Origin of the sequence: Aeromonas rivuli (assembly GCF_020149575.1) — a bacterium.
In the GTDB taxonomy this organism is placed as follows: domain Bacteria; phylum Pseudomonadota; class Gammaproteobacteria; order Enterobacterales; family Aeromonadaceae; genus Aeromonas; species Aeromonas rivuli.
In genome coordinates, this window is record NZ_CP079742.1 from 4,037,968 (window position 1) to 4,060,274 (window position 22,307).

Consider the following 22,307-nt stretch of genomic DNA (forward strand, 5'->3'; position numbering starts at 1 on the left):
GACAGTGGAGTAAGTATCCACCGCCTCGCGGGATTATCAAAGCATGGCGCTCGATTTTGAATCAGCGCAGTCAGTCCCCATGGCGAGCCACTCCCTCAGACCGCTGACAAAAAGCTCAGGGTGAGAAATAAAGGGAGCATGGGAAGCCTTGGCCAGTATCTGGCTCTCGCTGCGAGGATAGCGTTCATCGAGCAGCGCAATGCTGGCCCTGGGCACCAGGGAGTCGAGGCGACCATAGACTCGTAGCCAGGGCAGAGCCAGCTGCGCCAGCTCCTCGCGCAAGTCCACCTCGGCCAGCATGGTCAGGCCCGCCGTGAGAGCGGCCAGCTGCGGCGCAGGCCGCTGCGCCAACCACTGTTTCAACTGGCGGATATCGTCCCGGGCATGTTCGCTGCCCATGGCCTGAATGGCCAGGAAGCGCTCCACCGTCTGGCGAAAATCCCCCCCCAGCGCCGTCATGAAACCCTCCAGCACCTTGGGAGCTATACCGGGCCACTCCTCTCGCGCCATGAAGCAGGGGGAGCTGGCAACGGTGATGAGGGAGGCGACCCGCTCCGGTGTATCGAGGGCAATGCGGCTCGCCACCAGACCACCGAGGGACCAGCCGAGCAGGTGGGCGCGCGGCGGCAATATGGCAGCGACCTGCCGCGCCAGCCAGTTGAGGTCGTAATCCACCCCCTCGGCCAACGGGCTGGCGCCAAAGCCGGGCAAGTCGATCAGATGCAACCGAAAATGCGGACTGAGCAGGGGGGCTATCCCATGCCAGACGGCACCATTCATGCCCCACCCATGCAACAACACCAGATCTGGCCCCTGACCGAGGCGCTCCACCACTATGCTCATCAGACTCCCTCACATCCATTCATTGGGGTCGCATGTTAAAGCGCCTGCTCGCCAAAGCAAGTCCGATCCTCGGTACCCCGGTCGACTGGTTGGGACTCTGCCTGCTCTGTCGACAACCCTGTGACACCGATCCCCTACTCTGCCACTGGTGTCGTACCAGCCTCCGCCAGCAAGAGCATCGCTGCCGACTCTGCGCCACCCCTCTCGAAGAGATGTGGCCACTCTGTGGCCGCTGTCAGCGCAGGCCGCCCCCCTGGGACAGGTTGCAGGTCATAGGGGACTATCTGCCACCCTACCCCTGGCTTATTCCTCGCCTGAAATATGGTGGCGACTTGCTGCTGGCCCCCCTGCTCGCCAGGCTGCTGGCCGATCACCTGACCCTGGAGGATCCCCCCGAGGCCATCATCCCTGTGCCCTTGCATTGGTGGCGCCAGTGGCGCCGTGGTTTCAATCAGGCCGAGCAGCTGGGTCTCTGTCTGAGCCGTTTAACCGGCATCCCTCTCGATCTTCGGGTCATTCGCCGCATCCGGGCGACCCCTCAGCAGACCCAGCTCAGCGCCAGCCAGCGCCGCCGCAATCTCAAGGGGGCCTTCCACATCGCTCCCCATCACTACCAGCATGTCGCCCTGCTCGACGATGTGGTCACGACGGGTGCTACGGCGGGTCAGCTCACCCGCCTGCTCCATGAGAGCGGGATAGCAAGAGTCGAGGTGTGGGCGCTGTGCCGTACCCTGCCCCATGTCAAGTAACTGCGGTCCTGTGAGCCAACCGGAACAGTGGCAACATAACAGTGCCATCGGGCGGCGTGAGGTGTAGATCCTGCGTGCCATGGCTGCGCGTCCAAGCCTTGAACACGCGCTATCCAAGGGGCGGCAACCGCGTTATCATGAATACCCTAGTCGTACACTCAGGTTTATGAGGATAGTGATGATCAGCATTTCCGACACCGCCCAGGCGCATTTCCGCAAGCTGCTGGAAAATCAGCCTGATGGCACCAACATCCGGGTGTTTGTGGTCAATCCGGGAACCCAGAACGCCGAGTGCGGCGTCTCTTACTGCCCACCGGATGCGGTGGATCCGGAAGATCAACACCTCCCTTACAGCGGCTTCGACTGCCTGGTCGATCCCCTGAGCGCCCCTTACCTGGTCGATGCCACCATCGACTTCGTCACCGATCAGATGGGCTCCCAGCTCACCCTCAAGGCACCCAACGCCAAGATGCGCAAGGTGGCCGACGATGCCCCCCTGGCCGATCGCATCGAATACGTGCTGATGTCAGAGGTCAACCCCATGCTGGCCGGTCACGGTGGCAAGGTGACCTTGATTGACATCACCGACGACAAGCTGGCGATTTTGCAGTTCGGTGGTGGTTGCAACGGCTGTTCACAGGTGGATTACACCCTGAAAGAGGGGATCGAGAAGCAGCTGCTGGAGAAATTCCCGGGCGAGCTCAACGGCGTCAAAGATGCCACCGAGCACCAGCGTGGCGATCACTCCTACTATTGATAGCGCAGGCATGAGTACCCCTGTGCTCATGTCCGTTATCCATTGAGGTTGCCCTGCCCCCTCGTACATTACCCATGAAAAAGCCCCGCCAATTTGGCGGGGCTTTTTGCTATCGGATATGCCGGGATCAACCAGGGATCATTCGTCGCGCTTGTCGCGACTGAGCAAGGCGATGGCAGCATCGAACGGGTTGCGGCCCTGATAGAGCACCTGGAAGATCTGCTCGCAGATGGGCATCTCGACCCCGTAACGGGCCGCCAGCAGATGCACTTCCTTGGTGTTGCGATAGCCTTCCACCACCTGACCGATCTCGGCCATGGCGGTATCCACCTCTTTACCGGCCCCGAGCGCCAGACCGAAGCGGCGGTTGCGGGACTGGTTGTCGGTACAGGTCAGCACCAGATCCCCGAGCCCCGCCATCCCCATAAAGGTCTTGGCATCGGCACCCAGGGCCGCACCGAGGCGCTGCATCTCCACCAGACCCCGGGTGATGAGCGCGGTTCTGGCGTTGGCGCCAAAACCCAAGCCGTCGGAGAGGCCGGCGCCGATGGCGATGACGTTCTTGACCGCCCCCCCCAGTTGCAGACCGATGAAGTCCGGATTGGTATAGACCCGGAATGATCGGCCGCAATGGAGCAGATGGGAGAGGTCGTCGGCGAAATCGTCGTGGGTCGAGGCGACCGAGATGGCCGTCGGCAAACCGGCGGCCAGCTCTTTGGCGAAGGTAGGACCCGAGATGACCGCCAGCGGTATCTCCTCCCCCAGTATCTCGCGGGCCACATCCTGCAGCAGCCGGCCGCTGTCCGGCTCCAATCCCTTGGTGGCCCAGGCGATACGAGTATCGGGACGCAGGAAGGGTTTGATCTCGGTCAGCACCTGGCCAAAGACATGACTCGGCACCACCAGCAGCAGCACGGGAGCGGCTTGTACCGCCTGCTCGAGATCCGCGCTCAGCTGCAGCGTAGCGGGGAAGGGCACATCCGGCAGGAAGGCCTTGTTGCAACGATCGGCTTCCAACACGGCGACATGAGCCGGATTATGGCCCCATAGCAGGGTCGAATGACCGTTACGGGCCAGAGAAATGGCAAGGGCGGAGCCATAAGACCCCGCCCCCAACACCGAAATCGCGATCGGGTCGGCCATTGATCAGGCTTCCGCTGTTGCCTGTTGAACCTGAGCCTGTGCCATGTGCTGGGCAAACAGGGCATCGAAGTTGACCGGTGCCAGGTTCAGCTGCGGGAAGGAACCCTTGCTGACCAGGTTGGCCACGGCTTCGCGGGCATAAGGGAACAGAATGTTCGGGCAGAAAGCGGCCAGGCAATGCGCCAGCTGTGGCTCCGGCAGGTTGCCGATGCTGAAGATACCGGCTTGCTGCACTTCACACAGGAAGGCGGTCTCGGTTTCCAGCTTGCAGGTGACGGTCAGGGTCAGTACAACCTCATACACGCCGTCAGCCAGGACGCTGGTCTTGGTGTCCATGTCCAGCTTGACGTCCGGTTGCCACTCTTTCTGGAAGATGTGCGGCGTGTTCGGCGCTTCGAAGGAGACATCCTTGGTGTAAACACGCTGGATGTGGAATTCCGGTTGTACTTCCTGGTTGTTGATTTCGTCAGCCATTCTTTTGATTCCTTTGATAAAAATGTTGGGCGCACGCCCTTAAATCAGCGTTTTTTGGTTACCGGCAGATTGTCTGCACGCCATTGGGCCATGCCACCGCTGAGCACATACACCTGCTTGAAGCCGGCCTTGCTCAACTGACGGGCCGCGCCACCAGCGGTCATCCCCGACTCGCACACCACTATGATGGGGGCATCTTTATGCTTTTCAACCGCGCCCAGATTATTGGCCTGGATCTGGCTGGCGGGCAGGTGCTGGGCACCGGCCAGATGACCCTTGGCATATTCGTCCTGGCTACGGGTATCAACCACGATGGCGTTCTCACGGTTGATGAGCAGCGTTGCACCGTGGTTATTTACCGTTTTAACCGGAGAGAGGCTGGCACGTACCGTGGTGTAGATCAGGGTGCCCGCCAGACCCAACCAAGCCGCCGACAACAGCGGATTGCGGGTCGCAAAATCCAAATACTCTTGCATCTTTTACTATCCAAAGACCGAGACAAGTGGCCGAGTATACATGGGCCCCCAGTGAAGATCAGCCATCTTGGCGGCAAAGCGAGAGCGGGCTCCCATCAAGGTGCCGCCTCGGGCCACCTCCCCCTCAATGGGCCGTCTTCTATATAAGGAGGGAGGCTTGATGGTCATCTTGGGCAACGGGATAACCCTCGATAGACAAGCTGACAACATGCCGAAAACGGCTCGATAACAGCGAAAAATCCAAGGGGGAGAGGCGCTTGGGGATCAGGTGACTATTTCGGCAGATGTAGTAATATTACGCTAGTTTCGATTCCCCAGTTCATTCCTATCCGAGAGGACATAGCTTTATGTCAACAGCGAAAAAACCCCTGGTTTTGGTCATCATGGACGGTTGGGGCTACAGCACCAAGCAAGAGCACAATGCCGTTGCCGCCGCCAAGACCCCGAACCTGGACCGCCTGGCCCATGACTACACCAGCACCCTCATCTCAGGCTCCGGCCTGGACGTGGGCCTGCCCGATGGCCAGATGGGCAACTCCGAAGTGGGCCACGTCAACATTGGCGCCGGTCGCATCGTCTATCAAGAATTGACCCGTATCTCCAAGGACATTGCTGAAGGTACTTTCTTCAATAACGTCGAGCTGGGCAAAGCCGTCGACAGCGCCGTCAGCAACGGCAAGGCCGTGCACATCATGGGCCTGATGTCTCCGGGTGGCGTACACAGCCATGAAGAACACATCATGGGTATGATCGAGATGGCCGCCAAGCGTGGCGCCGAGCAGATCTACTTCCACGCCTTCCTGGATGGCCGCGACGTCCCGCCGCGCTCCGCCCAATCCTCCATCGAGCAGTTCGATGCCCTGTTTGCCCGTCTGGGCAAGGGTCGCTTCGCCTCCATGATCGGCCGCTACTTCGCCATGGACCGCGACAACCGCTGGGATCGCGTGCAGCAAGCCTATGACCTGATGACCCAGGGCAAGGGCGAGTTCACCGCCGACAACGCCAGCGACGCCCTGGCCGCCGCCTATGCCCGCGACGAGAACGACGAGTTCGTCAAGGCCACCCGCATCGGTGCCGCCGCGCCCATGAACGACGGCGATGCGCTGATCTTCATGAACTTCCGTGCCGACCGTGCCCGCGAAATCACCCGTGCCTTCGTCGATAGCGATTTCACCGGCTTTGCCCGCGAAGCGACCCCGGCCCTGAACTTCGTGATGCTGACCGAATACGCGGCCGACATCAAAGCCGTCTGCGCCTATCCGCCCACCGCGCTGGTCAACACCCTGGGTGAGTGGCTGGCCAAGCAGGGCAAGACCCAGCTGCGCATCTCCGAAACCGAGAAGTACGCCCACGTCACCTTCTTCTTCAACGGTGGCGAAGAGGCCTGCTTCCCCGGCGAGGATCGCGAGATCGTCGCCAGCCCGAAAGTGGCCACCTATGACCTGCAGCCGGAGATGAGCTCGGAAGAGCTGACCGACAAGCTGGTCGGCGCCATCAAGAGCGGCAAGTACGATGTCATCATCTGCAACTACCCGAACGGCGACATGGTCGGCCACACCGGTGTGTTCGATGCCGCAGTCAAAGCCTGTGAAGCCGTTGACCACTGCATCGGCCGCGTCACCGAAGCCCTGGCGGAAGTGGGTGGCGAATGCCTGATCACCGCCGACCATGGCAACGCCGAGAAGATGCTGGACGAAGAGACCGGTCAGGCCCACACCGCCCACACCAACCTGCCGGTGCCGCTCATCTATTTCGGCCGCAAGGCTGAAGTGGCGCAAGATGGTAAATTGTCCGATCTGGCCCCGACCATGCTGACCCTGATGGGTCTGCCGGTGCCGCCGGAAATGACTGGCAAGCCCCTGATGATTCTGAAATAATCCTGCCCCATGCGGGGATGCGGATATATTTCACTCAAAACCAGTCGCGTCTGCCTGTTGGCAGGCGCGCTGTTTTTTGCGTTTGGCCCGGCCCCTGTGTCGGCAGCCAACGAACTCGGTCAGATGCAGTCCCAGATAAAGGATCAGCGCAAGACCATCAAGCTCAGCAAGGGCGAACTCGCCAAGCTCAACAATCAGTTGAAGCAAGATGAGCAATCCATTTCCGCGGCGGCCGCCAAACTCAACGAAACCAGGCGGCAGCTGCAGCAGAACCAGCGCAAGCTGGTTGAACTGCAACAGAACAAGAGCGAGCTGGAGCAAGAGGCCAAGCACCAGAAGCAACTGCTGGCCAAACAGGCCGAGAGCGCCTTCCAGGCCGGTAATCACGACTATCTCAAACTGCTGCTTAATCAGCAGGATCCGGCCAAGATCAGCCGCTCCCTCGACTATTACGACTACCTCAACAAGGCGCGCATCGAGGCCATCGATGCCCTGCGCGCCACCCGCACCAAGCTCGCCAAGAACCAGCAAGCCACCCAGCAGACCGAACAGGCACTGCAGAGCCTGCTTGGCGAGCAGCAAGAGCATCACCAGAGCCTGCTGGCCAGCCAGCAGAGCCGCGCCAAGGTGCGCAACCAGCTGCAGCAATCGGTACAAAATGACGAACAGAAGCTGACCAAGCTGGTCAAGGCGGAGAAAGCCCTGAAGGCCCGGCTAGAAGAGCTGCGTCGCCAGCGGGAAGAGCAGGAACGCCGTGAACGGGCCGAGCGGGAGCGACTGGCCAAGCTGAAGGCCGAGCAGGAGCGCCAGCGCCGTCTGGAGGCACAACGCCTGGCCGCCGAGCAGAAGCGGATTGCCGAACAGCAGCGGATCGCGGCCGCGCAGCAGAAGGTCGGCGAACAGAAGCGGCTCGCCGCCGAGCAGCAGAGAATCGCCGCGCAACAAGGCAGGGTTGCACAGCAGCAAGCCACCGCCCGCAACAGCGCCAAGGCAGCTGCCAACGGCTACGCCGGCCTCAGCACCAACGGCAGCCTGCGCTGGCCGGTGCAGGGCCCCATCCTCATCTCTTACGGCTCCCAGCGCACCGGCCAGCTCAAGTGGAAAGGCACCCTGATCGGTGCCAACGAAGGGGCCCAGGTCAAGGCAGTGGCGCCGGGGCAGGTGGTCTATGCCGACTGGCTGGATGGCTTCGGCATGTTGTTGGTGATTGACCATGGAAAGGGCTACATGAGTCTGTATGGTCATAATCAGTCGCTGCTACGCCAGACCGGTCAGAAGGTAGAGCAGGGTGAGCCCGTCGCCTTGGTCGGTGACAGCGGTGGCCAGGACAGGCCCGGTCTCTACTTCGAAATCCGCTACCAGGGCGAGGCGATCAACCCCAGCAAGTGGCTGGCGCGCCGCTAAGACCACTCATCAGTTCACACAAAGAGCCCGCGACTGCGGGCTCTTTGTTGTCTACCGCTCCCCGACTGACGAGGGCGACATGTTGAAAGATGACGGAGTGACGAGGGCTCAGGGGAAGACCTGGATGCCCAGGGTCTCCAGCAGGCCCTGCTGCTGGTACTCGCTGATCTGGACCCCCTGGAGATCAACCCGGCGCAGATCCAGACCGGGCAGATCGCAGCCACGCAGATCGCAGCCGGTGAGTGTGACACTCTGCCAGTCAAATTGGCCAAACTCCCCATGACTCAGATCCGAGCCCACCAGGGAAGCCCCTCTCAGGTTCGCGTTCTGCCAGCGGTTGCTGCTCAGCTCGCAACGCTCCAGCAGACAGGACTCCAGATTGGCGAAGCTGAAGTTGTTGCCGGTCAGATAGGCCTCGCAGAAGTAGCTCTTGGGGGTGATCTGGTTGGCGAAGCTGGCCTGGGCGAGGTTGATGCCCACCGCCTGGCAGTCGCGCATCTCCAATCCCAGGCACTGGCTGCGGCTGAGATCCGCCAGGGTGAGATCGCAGCGCAAGAAACTGGCTTCGCGCAGATCGCAACCCTGCAGCAGGCAGTGCTGCTCCGTCTCCCTGTCATAGAAGCGACACTCCACGAAGCGGCACTCCCGCAGATCCAGCCAGGAGAAGTTGCACCCCAGAAAGAGGCAGTGCTCGAATTGCTCCCCCTCCACCTCATCGGCCGCGAACCTGTGCCCCTGGAATGTCTTGCCCTTCACCATGATTCTCTCCTCTTCACTGGCGTCATATGCTAACTTTTTGCGCAAAAACGGTAATGTTACACGTAGCATTACCCCGGGATCCCATCATGAACGACAGCCGTAAACGCCGCCCTACCCTGCAGGAGATTGCCGATCTGACTGGCGTGACCAAGATGACGGTGAGCCGCTACCTGCGCGATCCCCAGGCCGTGGCCGAGGCTACCCAGGAGCGGACCGCCGCCGTCGAGCAGCTTGGCTACATACCCAACCGGGCGCCGGAGATTCTCTCCAACGCCACCAGCCGCGCCATCGGCATACTGATCCCCTCCCTCTCCAACCAGGTGTTCTCGGCCCTGGTGCGTGGCATAGCGTCGGTGACCCGGCCCGCTGGCTATCAGACGCTGCTCGCTCACTAGGGCTACAGCCCGGAGCGGGAAGAGGAGCAGGTGGCCTCCCTGCTCTCCTATCATGTGGATGCCTTGATCCTCTCGGACAGCCTGAATACCCCCCGCACCCGCAAGATGATTGCCACCGCCGGCATCCCGGTGGTGGAGACCATGGATCTGCCGGAGCAGCCCATCGATCTGGTGGTCGGCATGGATCATCGCGCCGCCGCCCAGGCCATGGTAACAGAGATGCTGAGTCGAGGCCGCCGCCCCATCTATCTGGGAGCCCGACTCGATGTGCGTACCCGACTGCGGATGGAGGGTTATGACCGGGCCATGGCGTAGGCTAATCTGCCCGGTCGCCACCTGCTGACCGAGCGCGCCTCCAGCTTCACCCTGGGGGGGAACTGCTGGAGCAGGCCCTGGCCGAGTATCCGGATCTCGATGGCCTCTACTGCACCAACGACGATCTCGCGGTCGGCGCCCTGCTGCGCTGCCAGGCGCTGGGCATAGCGGTACCAGAGCGGCTCGCCATCGCCGGCAGCAATGCCCTGGACATTGGCCGCGCCATGAGCCCCAGCCTGGCCAGTATCATTACCCCCCGTGAAGCCATGGGGCGCGAGGTCACCACCCTGCTGATGGCGAGGCTCGCCGGCAAGCCAGTGTCCCATACCCGGATCGATCTCGGTTTCACCCTCTATCAAGGTGACAGCCTGGGCTGAATTCCCCTCATCCACAGCACGCTGGGTCGCGCGCAATATAAAAGAGAGGCCACCCTGGGGTGGCCTCTCTTGTGGGGTGCCGTCACGGACCCGGGGAGATGGGCTCTTGATCAACGCTTGCTTAGCGTGCCACCAAGGCAACCGCCTCGCGGGAGAGGCGGGTCACCTCTGCCCAGTTGCCACTCTTGAGCGCCTCGGCTGGCAGCATCCAGGAGCCGCCGACGGTGGCAACGTATTTCAGTGCCAGGTAGTCGGCGACATTGTGCGGGCCTATGCCACCTGTGGGACAGAAGCGGATCTGCGGCAGGGGCGCGGCGATGGCGGCAAGCGCCTTGGTGCCGCCATTGGCTTCGGCCGGGAAGAACTTGAGATGGTCATAACCCGCTTCCAGCGCCTGCATCACCTCGGAGGCGGTGGCCACCCCCGGGATCAGTGGCGCCGTGCCGCTGGCGCCATGGGCCAGCAGTGCCGGTGTCATGCCCGGGGAGATGACGAAGCGCGCCCCGGCGGCCACAGCGGCATCATACTGGGCACTGTTGAGCACAGTACCGGCGCCCACCATGGCGTCCGGCATCGCCTCGGCGATCAGCTTGATGGCCTCCAACGCCACCGGGGTACGCAGGGTGATCTCGAACACCGAGATGCCACCGGCCAGCAGGGCTCTGACCATGGGCAGCGCCTGATCCAGTTCATTGATAACCATGACAGGCACCAGCGGAGAGGCGGCAAACACCTCGGCCGGGGTCAGTTTCCAGTTTTTCATCGTCTTTTCCTTATTCGACTCGTCATTACTCGAAAATGGTGGCGCCACACTCGGCGCTCGATACGGTGCGACGCATCACACTGAACAGTTAACGGCCCCACCCCTCTTGCTCCAGGCTGAGATCGATCTCGGCCTGAGTGCGGCCAGTCAATTCGCTCAGGCAATCGAGGCGGCCGGACTCTGCATCCAGACGCAACATGTCGCCGTCGCGCAGCAGGCCGATGGCGCCGCCATGCAGTGCCTCCGGCGTGACGTGGATGGCGGCCGGTATCTTGCCGGAGGCGCCGGAGAGACGACCATCGGTGACCAGGGCGACCTTGTACCCCGTCTTCTGCAAGTCGCCGAGCACGGGCATCAGCATGTGCAACTCGGGCATGCCGTTGGCTCCATCGTGCTGTCCCACGTCAACGACTCCGGCTTCTGGCTGGCGAACCGTTATCTGGGGCTCTCCGAGAAGCAGACACTGCAGACCTGGACGGTGATGGAGACCATCATCGGCACCACGGGCGGCGTGGTCGCCATGATCATTTTCAGCCTGCTTTAAGCACAAGCCTGTCAATAAAAGGCCTCCATCCTGAGGCCTTTTTCACCTTTCTGATGATTGTTGCTTTGGCTGAGGGGGTGAGATTGCTAGAATCGCCTATTCGTCGCCCCGAGTGGAACGCTTAACTCAGTGATATCAGGTTTCTCTATGCATTCATCGGCCCATTATCGACACCTGTTGGCGAACTTGCCCCAGATTGCCGTCGCCGCACAACAGTTCCAGACACTCTACAGTGCCCGGGATTTCAAGAGCCGGATCCTGTCGCTTATCCAGCACGCCCGTCAGCGCATCTATCTGGTCGCCCTCTACCTGCAAGATGACGAGGCTGGCCGTGAAATCATGGCCGCCCTCTACGCCGCCAAACAACGCAATCCAGCCCTCGACATCAAGCTGTTCGTCGATTTTCACCGTGCCCAGCGCGGCCTGATCGGCAAGGGCAAACAGGGGGGCAACCATCTGATGTATCAAGAGATGGCTGCCCAGCATCCGTACCAGATCGAAACCTACGGCGTACCGGTCAAGGGGCGCGAGCTGCTGGGGGTACTGCATCTCAAGGGCTTCATCTTCGATGACACCCTGCTCTATTCCGGTGCCAGCCTGAATGACATCTATCTGCATCAGCAGGAACGTTACCGCTTCGACCGCTACCACCAGATAGAGAGCACAGAGCTGTGCCGCGCCATGGTCAACTACGTGGATGACCAGTTCGTCGCCAATCCCGCCGTGCAGCGCCTCGACAGTGCCGAGATCCCGACGGCCAAGCAGCTCAAGGGACCTATCCGCCGCTTCAAGATGAGCCTGCGCCAGAGCCAATATCGCTTCAACACCAGCAAGGCCGATGGCCAGCAGATCGCCATCACGCCGCTGGCGGGCCTGGGCAAGCGCAACAACCTGCTCAACCGCACCATTCGTAATCTGGTGCGCGCCACCGAGCGGGAGATCTTTATCTGCACCCCCTATTTCAACCCGCCCAAGGAGCTGAACAAGGACATAGAGTCCCTGCTCAACCGGGGTTGCAAGGTGACCATAGTGGTGGGTGACAAGACGGCCAACGACTTCTTTATCCCCCCCGGTGAGAAGTTCAGCACCATCGGCGGCCTGCCCTATCTGTATGAGACCAATTTGCGCAAGTTCGCCGAGCGCAATCAGCATCACATCGATGCGGGTCGACTCAACCTCATGCTGTGGCGTCATGAGCGCAACTCCTATCACCTCAAGGGCATCTTCGTCGATGAGGAGTGGGCCCTGCTCACCGGCAACAACCTCAACCCGCGCGCCTGGGCGCTGGATCTCGAGAATGGCCTGCTCATTCAGGACAGGGATCGCCAGCTGGCCGAACAGTTTGCCACCGAGAAGGCCAACATACTGGCCAACACCAGCCGCATCGGCAACTACAGCCAGGTGGAAGAGCCCAAGGACTACCCGGAGCAGGTGCGCAAGCTGCTGGCCCGGATCCACAGGGTCAAGGCGCACCTGTTGTTGAAACGCATTATCTGATCCCCTGCCCATGCTGCGCCTAACACCAAAGGCCTGCCGTTTTCGGCAGGCCTTTGTCATGGCGGCTGGCTGCTTGTCGCTGCAACGCGGCTTGCACCGCAACCTCAATAACCCCTATCATCTGGACATATTTACAGTATTCGCGGGCATCTAATTGATGAAATTGGATAAAATTCCTCTCGATAGCCTGAAGGGCGTCGGCAGCAAGATGCAGGAGAAGTTCGAGCGGCTCGGACTGGCCACCGTGCAGGATCTGCTGTTCCACCTGCCCCACCGCTACGAAGATCGCACTCAGGTGTGGCCCATCGGCGATCTCATTCCCGGTCTACATGGGGCGGTCGAGGGAGAGATCCAGGATACCCAGCTGGTGATGGGCCGTCGCCGCATGCTGGTGTGCCGCATCAGCGACGGCACCGGCTCCCTCACCCTGCGATTCTTCAATTTCACCGCCGCCCAGAAAAACAGCCTGGCCCAGGGCAGACTCATCCGTTGCTTCGGCGAGACCCGACCCGGCAAGTTCGGCCTGGAGATGGCCCACCCCGAATACAAGCTGCTCGGCGAGGAACAGGCTGGCCAGACCGAAGAGGCGCTCACCCCCGTCTATCCCGCCACCGAGGGGCTGCGTCAGCTCACCCTGCGCAATCTCACCGATCAGGCTTTGCTCTTGCTGGCGCAACACGGGGTGGAAGAGCTGTTGCCCGCCGGTCTCTATCCCCAGCAGACGGATCTGGCTGCCGCCCTGCAACTGCTGCACAGGCCACCCCCCTCGGTCGCCCTGGATCAACTCGACAGCGGTCAACATCCGGCCCAGCGCCGTCTGGTGCTCGAAGAGCTGCTGGCCCACAACCTGTCGATATTGAAAGTTCGGGCCCAGGCCCAGACCCAGCATGCCCACGCCCTGGCGCCCGCCCCCGAGCTGGTTCAGCGTCTGCTGGGTGCCCTGCCCTTCAGCCCCACCGGCGCCCAGAGCCGGGTAGTGGCGGAGATAAGCCACGATCTGCAACAGAGCCATCCCATGATGCGGCTGGTACAGGGGGACGTGGGCTCGGGCAAGACCCTGGTGGCGGCCTTGGCGGCACTGCAGGCCATCGGCAGCGGCTGCCAGGTGGGATTGATGGCGCCGACCGAGCTGTTGGCCGAACAACACGCCATCAACTTCAATCACTGGCTGGCTCCCCTGGGGATCCAGGTCGGCTGGCTGGCGGGCAAGCAGAAAGGCAAGGCGAGGGAGGAGGCGCTGGCTGCCATTGCCGATGGCAGCGTGCGCATGATTGTCGGCACCCACGCCATCTTCCAGCAGCAGGTGGTGTTCGAGCGCCTCGGGCTGGTCATCATAGACGAACAGCACAGATTCGGGGTGCATCAGCGCCTCGCCCTGCGCGAGAAGGGAGAGCGGGAGGGGGTCCACCCCCACCAGCTCATCATGACCGCAACCCCCATTCCCCGCACCCTGGCCATGACCGCCTATGCGGATCTCGATACCTCCGTCATCGATGAACTGCCGCCGGGCCGCACTCCAGTCACCACGGTCGCCCTGCCGGACAGCCGCCGTGGCGACGTGATAGAGCGGGTCAAGCTCGCCTGCCAGGAGGGCAAGCAGGCCTACTGGGTCTGCACCCTGATCGAGGAGTCCGAGGTGCTCGAGTGCCAGGCCGCCGAAGATACCGCCAGCGAGCTGCAGACCCTGCTGCCCGGCCTGCATATCGGTCTGGTCCACGGCCGGATGCGCCCCATCGAGAAGCAGCGGGTCATGGAGGAGTTCAAGGCGGGCATCTTGCAGCTACTGGTCGCCACCACCGTCATCGAGGTGGGGGTGGATGTGCCCAACGCCAGCCTGATGATCATCGAAAACCCGGAGCGACTCGGGCTGGCCCAGTTGCATCAGCTGCGGGGCCGGGTCGGCCGGGGATCGGTCGCCTCCCACTGCGTGCTGCTCTATCACGCCCCGCTCTCCAAGACGGCCCAGAGCCGGCTCGGGGTGTTGCGGGAGACCAATGACGGCTTCCTGATCGCCCAGCGCGATCTGGAGTTGCGTGGCCCCGGCGAACTGCTCGGCACCCGCCAGACCGGCTTGGCGGATCTCAAGATAGCCGATCTGGTACGCGACCAGGCGCTCATTCCCCAGGTGCAGAAGCTGGCCCGCTATCTGATGGATCAGCACCCTGGTCATGTCGAGCCCCTGATCCGCCGCTGGCTGGGTCTGCGGGATCACTACTCCAATGCCTGATCCCGGAGAGCCCCACTCTGTTGCCACTTAATCTGATGCCAAGGAGGCTGTGACTCATGAATGCCTGGTTACGCGCCCTGCTCTACACTCTCGCTTTCCTGTTGCTGTTCGTCTGGATGGGACTGGGGCTGTTCGATGCCGAGCGCGCAAAGGACCCCATCGCCAGCTGGCTCAGCCGCCAGACCGGTGAACCCGTGGCCATAGGCCGGCTGGTGTTCAACCCGCTCCACCCCTATACCCTGCTGGCGGAACAGGTGAGCTATGGCGAGGCGGTCAAGTTTGACAAGGTCTACATCGAGGTCGACAGCATAGACTGGCTCAGCCGGGATGTGCGCCTCGCCCATCTGGACCTGATCAAGCCCAGCATCCGCTGGCCACTGCCCAACCAGCTGCCGAGCCTGCCGCTGCGCTCCCTCACAGTGCAAGACAGCAAGATTGACGGGCTCAACCTCATCAGCGATGGGCTCAAGCTGCAGGGGGCCAGCGCCACCCTGAGCAACTGGCAGCTGCTCAGCCCGGGCCAACCCGTGCTGGCGGATCTCTCGCTCAACATCAACCGGCTGGAGACGCCCAAACTGACCCTGACCCGCCTGGCGCTGGCAGGCAAGCTGCAAGGCCAGGTGCTGACCACGGATCGACTGGTGACTCAGTTGTTTGACGGTGTCGCCGAGGCTGGCGTGGTGCTGGACTGGCCCGCCCGCAGCCTGCGCCTGCAGGATCTCAAGGCCAGGGGGCTGCGCATCGAGCTGGCGGACCTTGGCGACCAACCCTGGCCCCTGCGCCGGGTCAATCTGGATCGCGGCGACTTCCAGCATGTCAGTCTCAACTCCCTGACCGACGAGTTCTCCCTCAATGACTTCAATGGTGAATTGAGCCAGTTCGAGTGGCAGAGGGGCAGCGCGGCCAGCGGCCAGCTGCTCGGCAGCCTAGGAGATGCGGGCCGCGGCCTGTTTCAGCTGGAAGATATCGAGGGGCAGCTGAGCTTCTCCGGTCAGCAGATCAGCGCCACCCTCAAGGGCAAAGGCTATGACGGCAGCTTCGACGCCATGTTCAGCCTGGATCCCGATCGCCAGCAGTTGCGCCTGCGCCAGCTGAGCCTGACTGGCATGGACATCAGCCTGCCCCAGGGGTGGTGGCAAGCCTGGCAGGCCGCGCGTCCAGCGCGGCTCGAGATAAGCCAGCTTCACTTCGACAAGCTGAGGGTGCTCTCCTTCGATGAGGCTCTGCCACTCTCCCTGAGCGGCTGGAACCTGGATTTGCAGCAGCTGGGGCTGGATGGCAGACAGCCCCTGGCCCTGAGCGAACAGGGGCTCCTCAACAGCGACTGGATAGAGCTGGCCTGGGACGGCCTCTCGGCCCGCAATGGTCAGCTGGCCCTCAGCGCGGCCCCCGGGCTCTGGCAGCTGAGCAAGCTCAGCAGCCAGTTGCCCGATGAGGGCAGTCTGGCTATCAATGGCCAGTGGAGCAGCGAGGCGCAACTCCCCTCCAGCCTCACCCTCAAGGGCGAGAAGCTGGATCTGGCTCAATGGGGCAAGCTGCTCCACAGCCCGCTCTCCTTTGCCGGCAAGGCCGATCTCGCCATGGATCTGCAAGCCAGCTTGCCAGAGTGGCGCACCAGCCTGAGCGGCACCCTGAGTCTGGATGCCAAGGACCCCTTCTGGGACGGTGTGAAACTGGATCCTCTCCTCGATGAGTGGTTTGCCCAAGCCACGCCCCCGGGCCTGAGTCAGGACGCCCTTTGGCAAGCCATGCAGGGGGGTGATACCCCCTTCTACCAGCTAGCCCTGGCCGCGACTATTCAGGGGGGCAAGCTACAACTGACCCGCGGCGGCGCCTCCACCATCACTCACTTGCTCGCCTTGAGCGGCGGTCTGGATCTGGGCGGCGATCTGTGGCAACTCGACATAGGCGCCCTCAATCGAGAGGGGTGCGCCGAGCTCATCGGCCAATGGCGCGGTCCGCTCGCGGCCCCCGAACTCGCCTGGCAGCTCAGTGCAGCCAAGGCAAGTTGCGACTGGCAGGTTGGGGTCAGCTACCCCGCTCAGGGGCGTGACACCCCGCTCCATCGCCCCCCAACCCCCGATAGTCCGTCGGCGGCGAACTCAGGTGGCTGAGCCCTGCTGATGCTTTACCCATCAGCACAGAGGCCTCCCTGGGGAGGCCTCTGTGCTTGCGTCCTAGCTGCGCTTCGCTGGCTGCACCACATAGCGGCCGAGGAACTCGGCGGCGAGCTGGCTGCCGCTGAACAGCTTTATTTTGAGGCTGAACTTGGCCGATTTCCCCTCCCGCAACGGTTGCAGCACGGCGGGCATCCCCTCACGAGCCACCCTGGCCTCCGGCTCCTTGGTCACCGGGCGGTAATACTTGATATCCCCCTCCGCCAGCACGGTATCACCGACCAGTCCCTCTTCCTTCAACTGCAACCAGATCAGGCCCCAGCCTGCCAGCACGCACTGGCTATAGATGCTGCCGGCGAACATGGTGTCATGGACATTGAGGTTGGCCGCCAGATTGGCCTTGAGATGGAAGGTCTGGCCGTCGTAATGGGTGATGTGTACCCCCATCTTTTCGCTGATGGGAATGCCCCTCGACCAGCGGGTGGTGAGATCCTGGCACCATTGGGGTCTGTACTCTATGGTCTGCAGCGGGCTCAGAGACTTGATCATCTGACGGTGGGGAATACGACCGAACGAGACGGGGCCCTCACCCACCTCGATAAAACCGCATCTGCGATAGAACTCCACCGCCTCCTGGCGGGCATTCATCACCAGCCGCTTGACCTTCTCCTCACAGGCGAGCTGTTCCAGATCCGCGACCATGCGCATCCCCAACCCCTGACCACGGTACTCGGGCAGCATGGCCATGAAGCGGATCTGGGCCTCGTCCCCACCCACGAACAGGCGGCCCACGGCGATGGGGGTACCATCGGGGGCCAGCATCATGCGATGAATGGCGACTGAGTCATATTCGTCTCGCTCGGAGCCAGGGGGAAAGTTGAATGGCTTGCGCAGCAGTTCCCAGCGCAGCTGGTAATAAGCATCCAGCTCTGACTCTGTTTGAGGGGTTACCACCCGGTACATAGCGACATCCTTGGGTTACACTGGTCGAAAGCCATCTTGCCGTGCAATTTCATGGACTTCAATCTACAGACGTATCAGGCCGAACAGTTATTACATCTGGGAGTCAGTCCGAGCCGCCGCATCTGCGTTCAGCAAAATAGCGCTCATCGCTGGCTGGAGATAGATGGCGTGGTGCAATCCGCCATGGTGCGCACCGCACCGCAACAGCTCTGTCTGCCCCACCAGCAAGCCATCGCCAACCTGCTGCCAGCAAGGGCCGAACGCATACTTGAGCTGGGTCTCGGCGGCGGCGACATAGGCCGTCACCTGCTGGGTCGCTGGCCAGAGGCCAGCCTCGACAGCGTGGATCTCGACGCCGAGGTGATCAGCCTCTATCGCGACTTCTTCATGACGACGGGAAGTGCGGAGCGCCAGTGCCTGCATCAGGCCGATGCCCTCGCCTTCCTGCTCGAGCAGAGCGGTGACTACGATCTCATCCTGGTGGACTTGTTCAGTCAGGACGGCAACCCGCCCCTGCTGTTCAGCCCCCACTTCTATCAAGCCCTGGCGAGTCGACTGCGCGGTGAACTCATCATCAATCTGCTGCCCAGAACCGGACGAGAGCGGGATCAGGTGCTGCTGCTGGTCGAGCGCTGGATAGGCCAGCCGCAGTTGAGGGGAGTGCCGGGTTGCATCAACCAGATAGTCCATGCTCGCCAAGCCTGAGAAGCCTCATACCTGCAACCAGAAGGTGACGGGGCCATCGTTGAGCAGTGCCACCTTCATGTCGGCGGCGAATCGCCCGGTCTCGGTCCGCAGACCCGCCCCCCTGGCCTGGTCGATAAAGTATTCATAGAGCCTGTTGGCCTCCTCCGGCCTGGCGCCCCCCGAGAAGCTGGGCCTCATCCCCTTGCCGGTGTCCGCCGCCAGGGTAAATTGGGATACCACCAGCAGACTGCCCCCCACCTGGCTCACATTGAGATTCATCTTGCCGTTCTCGTCGGAGAAGATGCGATAGCCACTCACCTTGTGCAGCAGCTTGTCGACCTTGCCCTCGTCATCCCCCTGCTCCACCCCGAGCAGCACCAGCAGCCCCTGATCTATGGCGCCAACCACTTCTCCCTCAACGGTGACGCTGGCCTCGCTAACCCTTTGAATCAATGCAATCATCCGCGACTCCTTTGCCTGGTACAGCTTGAAATGAAACGACCGCCCCGGGGCGGTCGTCCATGTTACCAACAAGAGGCCGAGTCAGCCCAGTTCCTCAATGGCCGGCTTCTCATCCCCCCGAGACAGGCCGTGGTCTCGGCAGCGAGCTGAACAAGCTCACATAGCCAGACAAACAGGATAGGCCCGGAGGGCGCCTGTCGAGCTAGCCCAGCTCTTCAGCGCCCGGCTTCTCGTACTCTCCCAAGCAGGCGGTAGTCTCGGCGCCCAGTAGTACCACCAGCCAGCTTAAGTACACCCAGACAAAGAGGATGGGGATCGTCGCCAAGGCACCATAGATGGCCTGATAAGAGGGGAAATTGGTGATGTAGAGCGCGAAGCCACGCTTGGCTAACTCAAACAACACGGCCGCGACCAGGGCACCGACCAGGGCGTGGGAGAGCCGCACCTTGCAGTTGGGCACCACAGTATAAATAAGCAGAAAACCAATGACGGAGAAGAGGAAAGGCAGGCCCCGCAGCAGCCAGTAACCGACCCCGAACAGCGCCTCTCCCTGGAAGATCCGCAGCGAGATGATATAGGAGGAGACGGCAATGCTGGCCCCGATGAGCACAGGGCCCAGGGTCAGGATCATCCAGTACATGGCGAATGCCTGGCCGAGGGGCCTGCCCCGGGTAGAGCGCCAGATGTAGTTGAGGTTCTTGTCGATGGCCGAGATGAGCATCAGCGCCACCACCACCAGCGCCCCTATCCCCACGGCCGTGGTATTGGTGGCATTGGCAACGAAGCCATCGATGTACTGCTTGAGGGCATCTCCCGCCGTCGGCACGAAGTTGGCGTAGACGAACTGCTCCATCGCCTGCTTGATCCCTTCAAACACCGGGAAAGCCGACATCATGCCAAACACGACCGCTATCATGGGCACCAGGGAGAGCAGGGTCACATACGCCAGATAGCCCGCAGTGACCGTCAGCCGGTCTTGTTGAAAACGACCCCAGACGAAGTGGGCGAAATGGCGGCCATCGTGGCGCAAGAATGCGGAGGCGTGCGCCAGTTGCTGGCGAAAATGATGTTGCATATTAACGTCCTACGAGACAGATCCTGCCCCCTATTGTGTCAGACTCGCCACGGGATTGCCCGACCCCAGATAAAATGAGTCCTGTTTCCGACCTGACGGCGTCATCTCTGCGACTGCCCCGATGAGGGTCACCGAGCCCGGATCACCACCCCATTCCCGACGCCTTCCTTGCCATGCGCCCATAAAAAAATCCGAACACCAGGGGTGTTCGGATTTTTTATCACCACCATCAGACCGGATTAGCGGCCTGATGGGAGAGAGATCAGGCGCGACCGGAGCGCTTGCGATCCATCTCGGTCAGCAGCTTCTTACGAATACGTACTGCCTTGGGAGTGATCTCTACCAATTCATCGTTGTCGATGAACTCGAGAGCCTGTTCCAGGGTCATGCGGATCGGCGGAGTCAGCACTTGAGCTTCATCGGTACCGGAGGCACGCATGTTGGTCAGCTGCTTGCCCTTCAGGCAGTTCACGGTCAGATCGTTGGAACGGGAGTGAATACCGATCACCTGGCCTTCGTACACTTCGGTCGCGTGACCGATGAACAGACGACCACGGTCTTGAAGACCGAACAGGGCGAAGGTCAGGGCCTTACCGGTCGCGTTGGAGATCAGCACGCCGTTCTGACGCTCGCCGATGCTGCCACCCTTGTGCGGGCCGTAATGGTCGAAGGTGTGGTACAGCAGACCGGTACCTGAGGTCATGGTCAGGAATTCGGTCTGGAAACCGATCAGGCCACGGCTCGGGATCATGAAGTCAAGACGGACACGACCCTTGCCATCCGGGGTCATGTTGGTCATCTCGCCCTTACGCAGGCCGAGTTGCTCCATGACAGAACCCTGGTGGGTCTCTTCCACGTCCACGGTAACGGTTTCGAACGGCTCGTGCAGGACGCCGTCGATGGTGCGCAGGATAACTTCCGGACGGGATACCGCCAGCTCGTAACCTTCGCGACGCATGTTTTCGATCAGGATGGACAGGTGCAGTTCACCACGGCCGGAGACGCGGAACTTGTCCGGATCTTCAGTCTCTTCCACGCGCAGGGCCACGTTGTGGACCAGTTCATGAGTCAGACGCTCCATGATGTTGCGGGAGGTCACGAACTTGCCTTCTTTACCGGCGAACGGTGAGGTGTTGACCTGGAAGGTCATGTTCACGGTCGGCTCGTCAACGGAGAGTGGCGGCAGGGCTTGGACAGCATTGTTGTCACAGATGGTGTCGGAGATTTTCAGCTCGCCCAGACCGGTGATGGCAATGATGTCGCCCGCTTGCGCGTCGGCCACTTCGGTACGGGACAGACCCAGGTAGCCCAGTACCTGACCCACTTTACCGGTCCGGTTCTTGCCGTTGGCACCGACGATGGTAACTTGCTGGTTGGTTTTGACGCGACCACGGGTGATACGGCCGATACCGATAACACCGACGTAGGAGTTGTAGTCCAGCTGGGAGATCTGCATCTGGAAGCCGCCGTCGACATCAGCCGCAGGTGCTTCCACGTTGTCAACGATGGCCTGGAACAGGGGTTCCATGTTGTCGGACTCAACGCTTTGGTCCATGGTGGCCCAACCGTTCAGTGCAGAGGCGTAGACAACTTTGAAGTCCAGCTGCTCATCGGTGGCACCCAGGTTGTCGAACAGATCGAAGACCTGATCCATTACCCAGTCAGGGCGAGCACCCGGACGGTCGATCTTGTTGATGACGACGATCGGCTTCAGACCCTGGGCGAATGCTTTCTGGGTGACGAAACGGGTTTGCGGCATTGGGCCGTCAACGGCGTCAACCAGCAGCAACACGGAGTCAACCATGGACATGACACGCTCTACTTCACCACCGAAGTCGGCGTGACCCGGGGTATCAACGATGTTGATGCGGTAGTCGTTCCAACGGATTGCAGTGTTCTTGGCGAGAATGGTAATACCACGTTCTTTTTCCAGATCGTTGGAATCCATCAGACGCTCTTGACCATCAGTGGTACGGTCGAGGGTTCCAGACTGCTGCAGCAGTTTATCAACCAGGGTAGTTTTGCCGTGGTCTACGTGCGCAATAATCGCAATATTGCGTAAATTCTCTAACATTCTCGCCTCAATCACCGGGTAAAATTGGGCGCTAATTGTACTCTCGCCTTTGTGATCTGCCTAGCAGAATCGCAGTAGATTCACGCACTGCAATGGATCTGGATCATAGACCCGCGCCAACAAGCCTGTTTATATGGGGGTTCCTGCCCTCTTGCACTTGTTTGGCGCACCAAAAAGATCCCAGGTAGCACCAAATTGGTGCAATGTAGGGCGGAAGCAGCAGATTTTGGGACGCCAAGATGCGGCAACTGCCCTGAAATCATGCTGTCACAAACTTGGCACGATACTCGCTTATGTGAATGTGATGACGAATTCACCCAAAGAGTTTT

General features: G+C 61.4%; 19 protein-coding genes and 2 pseudogenes. 10 read left to right on the top strand and 11 right to left on the bottom strand.

Going from position 1 to position 22,307, the window contains the following annotated elements; genetic code table 11:
- Nucleotides 1-36: 36 nt before the first annotated feature.
- Nucleotides 37-843, bottom strand: a complete 807-nt coding sequence (gene bioH, locus KYK33_RS18625; RefSeq protein ID WP_224431463.1) for a pimeloyl-ACP methyl ester esterase BioH — start codon at nt 841-843, stop codon at nt 37-39.
- Nucleotides 844-875: 32 nt separating this feature from the next.
- On the opposite strand from bioH, the gene KYK33_RS18630 reads away from it, so the two are divergent.
- Nucleotides 876-1,592 carry a ComF family protein gene (locus tag KYK33_RS18630; protein WP_224431464.1) on the top strand — a complete coding sequence of 239 codons (717 nt, stop codon included), beginning with the start codon at nt 876-878 and terminating at the stop codon, nt 1,590-1,592.
- Nucleotides 1,593-1,770: 178 nt separating this feature from the next.
- A complete protein-coding gene (gene nfuA / locus KYK33_RS18635) occupies nt 1,771-2,349 on the top strand; it encodes a Fe-S biogenesis protein NfuA (protein WP_042042648.1) in 579 nt (192 codons plus the stop codon).
- Nucleotides 2,350-2,487: 138 nt separating this feature from the next.
- Here nfuA and gpsA read toward each other — a convergent pair whose 3' ends face one another.
- The 3 genes from gpsA to KYK33_RS18650 are packed head-to-tail and all read right to left on the bottom strand — an operon-like array spanning nt 2,488 to nt 4,442.
- On the bottom strand, nt 2,488-3,492 hold the full coding sequence (gene gpsA / locus KYK33_RS18640) for an NAD(P)H-dependent glycerol-3-phosphate dehydrogenase (RefSeq protein WP_224431465.1): 1,005 nt from the start codon (nt 3,490-3,492) through the stop codon (nt 2,488-2,490).
- Nucleotides 3,493-3,495: 3 nt separating this feature from the next.
- On the bottom strand, nt 3,496-3,966 hold the full coding sequence (gene secB, locus KYK33_RS18645; protein ID WP_042042645.1) for a protein-export chaperone SecB: 471 nt from the start codon (nt 3,964-3,966) through the stop codon (nt 3,496-3,498).
- Nucleotides 3,967-4,010: 44 nt separating this feature from the next.
- Nucleotides 4,011-4,442 (bottom strand): rhodanese-like domain-containing protein, encoded by a 432-nt coding sequence (locus tag KYK33_RS18650; protein WP_005890807.1) that lies wholly within the window; start codon nt 4,440-4,442, stop codon nt 4,011-4,013.
- A 347-nt stretch (nt 4,443-4,789) separates the two neighbouring features.
- Here KYK33_RS18650 and gpmM point away from each other — a divergent pair, with 347 nt between their 5' ends.
- Together gpmM and KYK33_RS18660 are read left to right on the top strand one after the other, a co-directional pair.
- The gene (gene gpmM / locus KYK33_RS18655) at nt 4,790-6,319 is read left to right on the top strand and encodes a 2,3-bisphosphoglycerate-independent phosphoglycerate mutase (RefSeq protein ID WP_042042644.1); all 1,530 of its coding nucleotides are present in this window, start codon (nt 4,790-4,792) and stop codon (nt 6,317-6,319) included.
- 9 nt (nt 6,320-6,328) lie between these two features.
- Nucleotides 6,329-7,723, top strand: coding sequence for a peptidoglycan DD-metalloendopeptidase family protein (locus KYK33_RS18660; RefSeq protein ID WP_224431466.1), 1,395 nt, complete (start codon nt 6,329-6,331; stop codon nt 7,721-7,723).
- A gap of 108 nt (nt 7,724-7,831) precedes the next feature.
- On the opposite strand, the gene KYK33_RS18665 is transcribed toward KYK33_RS18660, so the two are convergent.
- Nucleotides 7,832-8,482, bottom strand: coding sequence for a Qnr family pentapeptide repeat protein (locus KYK33_RS18665; RefSeq protein WP_224431467.1), 651 nt, complete (start codon nt 8,480-8,482; stop codon nt 7,832-7,834).
- 86 nt (nt 8,483-8,568) lie between these two features.
- Between KYK33_RS18665 and KYK33_RS18670 the strand changes: the two are divergent.
- Nucleotides 8,569-9,569 (top strand): annotated as a pseudogene (locus KYK33_RS18670) (substrate-binding domain-containing protein).
- A gap of 121 nt (nt 9,570-9,690) precedes the next feature.
- Here KYK33_RS18670 and KYK33_RS18675 read toward each other — a convergent pair.
- Nucleotides 9,691-10,332, bottom strand: coding sequence for a bifunctional 4-hydroxy-2-oxoglutarate aldolase/2-dehydro-3-deoxy-phosphogluconate aldolase (locus tag KYK33_RS18675; RefSeq protein WP_224431468.1), 642 nt, complete (start codon nt 10,330-10,332; stop codon nt 9,691-9,693).
- A 25-nt stretch (nt 10,333-10,357) separates the two neighbouring features.
- A pseudogene (locus KYK33_RS18680) lies at nt 10,358-10,720 on the bottom strand (phosphogluconate dehydratase); the annotation flags it as partial.
- On the opposite strand from KYK33_RS18680, the gene KYK33_RS18685 reads away from it, so the two are divergent.
- The 4 genes from KYK33_RS18685 to KYK33_RS18700 all read left to right on the top strand — a co-directional run bounded on the left by KYK33_RS18685 (nt 10,664) and on the right by KYK33_RS18700 (nt 16,714).
- Nucleotides 10,664-10,876, top strand: coding sequence for a GntT/GntP/DsdX family permease (locus KYK33_RS18685; RefSeq protein ID WP_263480054.1), 213 nt, complete (start codon nt 10,664-10,666; stop codon nt 10,874-10,876). The pseudogene KYK33_RS18680 and the gene KYK33_RS18685 sit on opposite strands and share 57 nt — an antisense overlap.
- A 147-nt stretch (nt 10,877-11,023) precedes the next feature.
- On the top strand, nt 11,024-12,373 hold the full coding sequence (gene pssA, locus KYK33_RS18690; RefSeq protein ID WP_224431469.1) for a CDP-diacylglycerol--serine O-phosphatidyltransferase: 1,350 nt from the start codon (nt 11,024-11,026) through the stop codon (nt 12,371-12,373).
- A 157-nt stretch (nt 12,374-12,530) separates the two neighbouring features.
- Nucleotides 12,531-14,600 (top strand): ATP-dependent DNA helicase RecG, encoded by a 2,070-nt coding sequence (recG, locus tag KYK33_RS18695; protein ID WP_224431470.1) that lies wholly within the window; start codon nt 12,531-12,533, stop codon nt 14,598-14,600.
- Between the two features lie 56 nt (nt 14,601-14,656).
- The gene (locus KYK33_RS18700) at nt 14,657-16,714 is read left to right on the top strand and encodes an AsmA family protein (RefSeq protein WP_224431471.1); all 2,058 of its coding nucleotides are present in this window, start codon (nt 14,657-14,659) and stop codon (nt 16,712-16,714) included.
- A gap of 63 nt (nt 16,715-16,777) precedes the next feature.
- Here KYK33_RS18700 and KYK33_RS18705 read toward each other — a convergent pair whose 3' ends face one another.
- Nucleotides 16,778-17,680 carry a bifunctional GNAT family N-acetyltransferase/hotdog fold thioesterase gene (locus KYK33_RS18705; protein WP_042042633.1) on the bottom strand — a complete coding sequence of 301 codons (903 nt, stop codon included), beginning with the start codon at nt 17,678-17,680 and terminating at the stop codon, nt 16,778-16,780.
- A 51-nt stretch (nt 17,681-17,731) separates the two neighbouring features.
- Here KYK33_RS18705 and KYK33_RS18710 point away from each other — a divergent pair, with 51 nt between their 5' ends.
- Nucleotides 17,732-18,385, top strand: a complete 654-nt coding sequence (locus KYK33_RS18710) for a spermidine synthase (protein ID WP_042042631.1) — start codon at nt 17,732-17,734, stop codon at nt 18,383-18,385.
- Nucleotides 18,386-18,391: 6 nt separating this feature from the next.
- On the opposite strand, the gene dtd is transcribed toward KYK33_RS18710, so the two are convergent.
- From dtd to typA, 3 genes are all read right to left on the bottom strand, one after another.
- A complete protein-coding gene (dtd, locus tag KYK33_RS18715) occupies nt 18,392-18,829 on the bottom strand; it encodes a D-aminoacyl-tRNA deacylase (RefSeq protein WP_224431472.1) in 438 nt (145 codons plus the stop codon).
- 202 nt (nt 18,830-19,031) lie between these two features.
- Complete coding sequence (locus KYK33_RS18720; protein WP_224431473.1) at nt 19,032-19,904, bottom strand: virulence factor BrkB family protein; 873 nt, start codon at nt 19,902-19,904, stop codon at nt 19,032-19,034.
- A gap of 262 nt (nt 19,905-20,166) precedes the next feature.
- Nucleotides 20,167-21,978, bottom strand: coding sequence for a translational GTPase TypA (gene typA, locus KYK33_RS18725; protein WP_042042628.1), 1,812 nt, complete (start codon nt 21,976-21,978; stop codon nt 20,167-20,169).
- Between the last annotated feature and the right edge of the window lie 329 nt (nt 21,979-22,307).

Excerpts from the sequence above, each read along its gene's own strand:
- bioH (WP_224431463.1), bottom strand. The coding sequence starts at position 843 with ATGAGCATAGTGGTGGAGCGCCTCGGTCAGGGGCCAGATCTGGTGTTG.
- KYK33_RS18630 (WP_224431464.1), top strand. The coding sequence starts at position 876 with ATGTTAAAGCGCCTGCTCGCCAAAGCAAGTCCGATCCTCGGTACCCCG.
- nfuA (WP_042042648.1), top strand. The coding sequence starts at position 1,771 with ATGATCAGCATTTCCGACACCGCCCAGGCGCATTTCCGCAAGCTGCTG.
- gpsA (WP_224431465.1), bottom strand. The coding sequence starts at position 3,492 with ATGGCCGACCCGATCGCGATTTCGGTGTTGGGGGCGGGGTCTTATGGC.
- secB (WP_042042645.1), bottom strand. The coding sequence starts at position 3,966 with ATGGCTGACGAAATCAACAACCAGGAAGTACAACCGGAATTCCACATC.
- KYK33_RS18650 (WP_005890807.1), bottom strand. The coding sequence starts at position 4,442 with ATGCAAGAGTATTTGGATTTTGCGACCCGCAATCCGCTGTTGTCGGCG.
- gpmM (WP_042042644.1), top strand. The coding sequence starts at position 4,790 with ATGTCAACAGCGAAAAAACCCCTGGTTTTGGTCATCATGGACGGTTGG.
- KYK33_RS18660 (WP_224431466.1), top strand. The coding sequence starts at position 6,329 with ATGCGGGGATGCGGATATATTTCACTCAAAACCAGTCGCGTCTGCCTG.
- KYK33_RS18665 (WP_224431467.1), bottom strand. The coding sequence starts at position 8,482 with ATGGTGAAGGGCAAGACATTCCAGGGGCACAGGTTCGCGGCCGATGAG.
- KYK33_RS18675 (WP_224431468.1), bottom strand. The coding sequence starts at position 10,332 with ATGAAAAACTGGAAACTGACCCCGGCCGAGGTGTTTGCCGCCTCTCCG.
- pssA (WP_224431469.1), top strand. The coding sequence starts at position 11,024 with ATGCATTCATCGGCCCATTATCGACACCTGTTGGCGAACTTGCCCCAG.
- recG (WP_224431470.1), top strand. The coding sequence starts at position 12,531 with ATGAAATTGGATAAAATTCCTCTCGATAGCCTGAAGGGCGTCGGCAGC.
- KYK33_RS18700 (WP_224431471.1), top strand. The coding sequence starts at position 14,657 with ATGAATGCCTGGTTACGCGCCCTGCTCTACACTCTCGCTTTCCTGTTG.
- KYK33_RS18705 (WP_042042633.1), bottom strand. The coding sequence starts at position 17,680 with ATGTACCGGGTGGTAACCCCTCAAACAGAGTCAGAGCTGGATGCTTAT.
- KYK33_RS18710 (WP_042042631.1), top strand. The coding sequence starts at position 17,732 with ATGGACTTCAATCTACAGACGTATCAGGCCGAACAGTTATTACATCTG.
- dtd (WP_224431472.1), bottom strand. The coding sequence starts at position 18,829 with ATGATTGCATTGATTCAAAGGGTTAGCGAGGCCAGCGTCACCGTTGAG.
- KYK33_RS18720 (WP_224431473.1), bottom strand. The coding sequence starts at position 19,904 with ATGCAACATCATTTTCGCCAGCAACTGGCGCACGCCTCCGCATTCTTG.
- typA (WP_042042628.1), bottom strand. The coding sequence starts at position 21,978 with ATGTTAGAGAATTTACGCAATATTGCGATTATTGCGCACGTAGACCAC.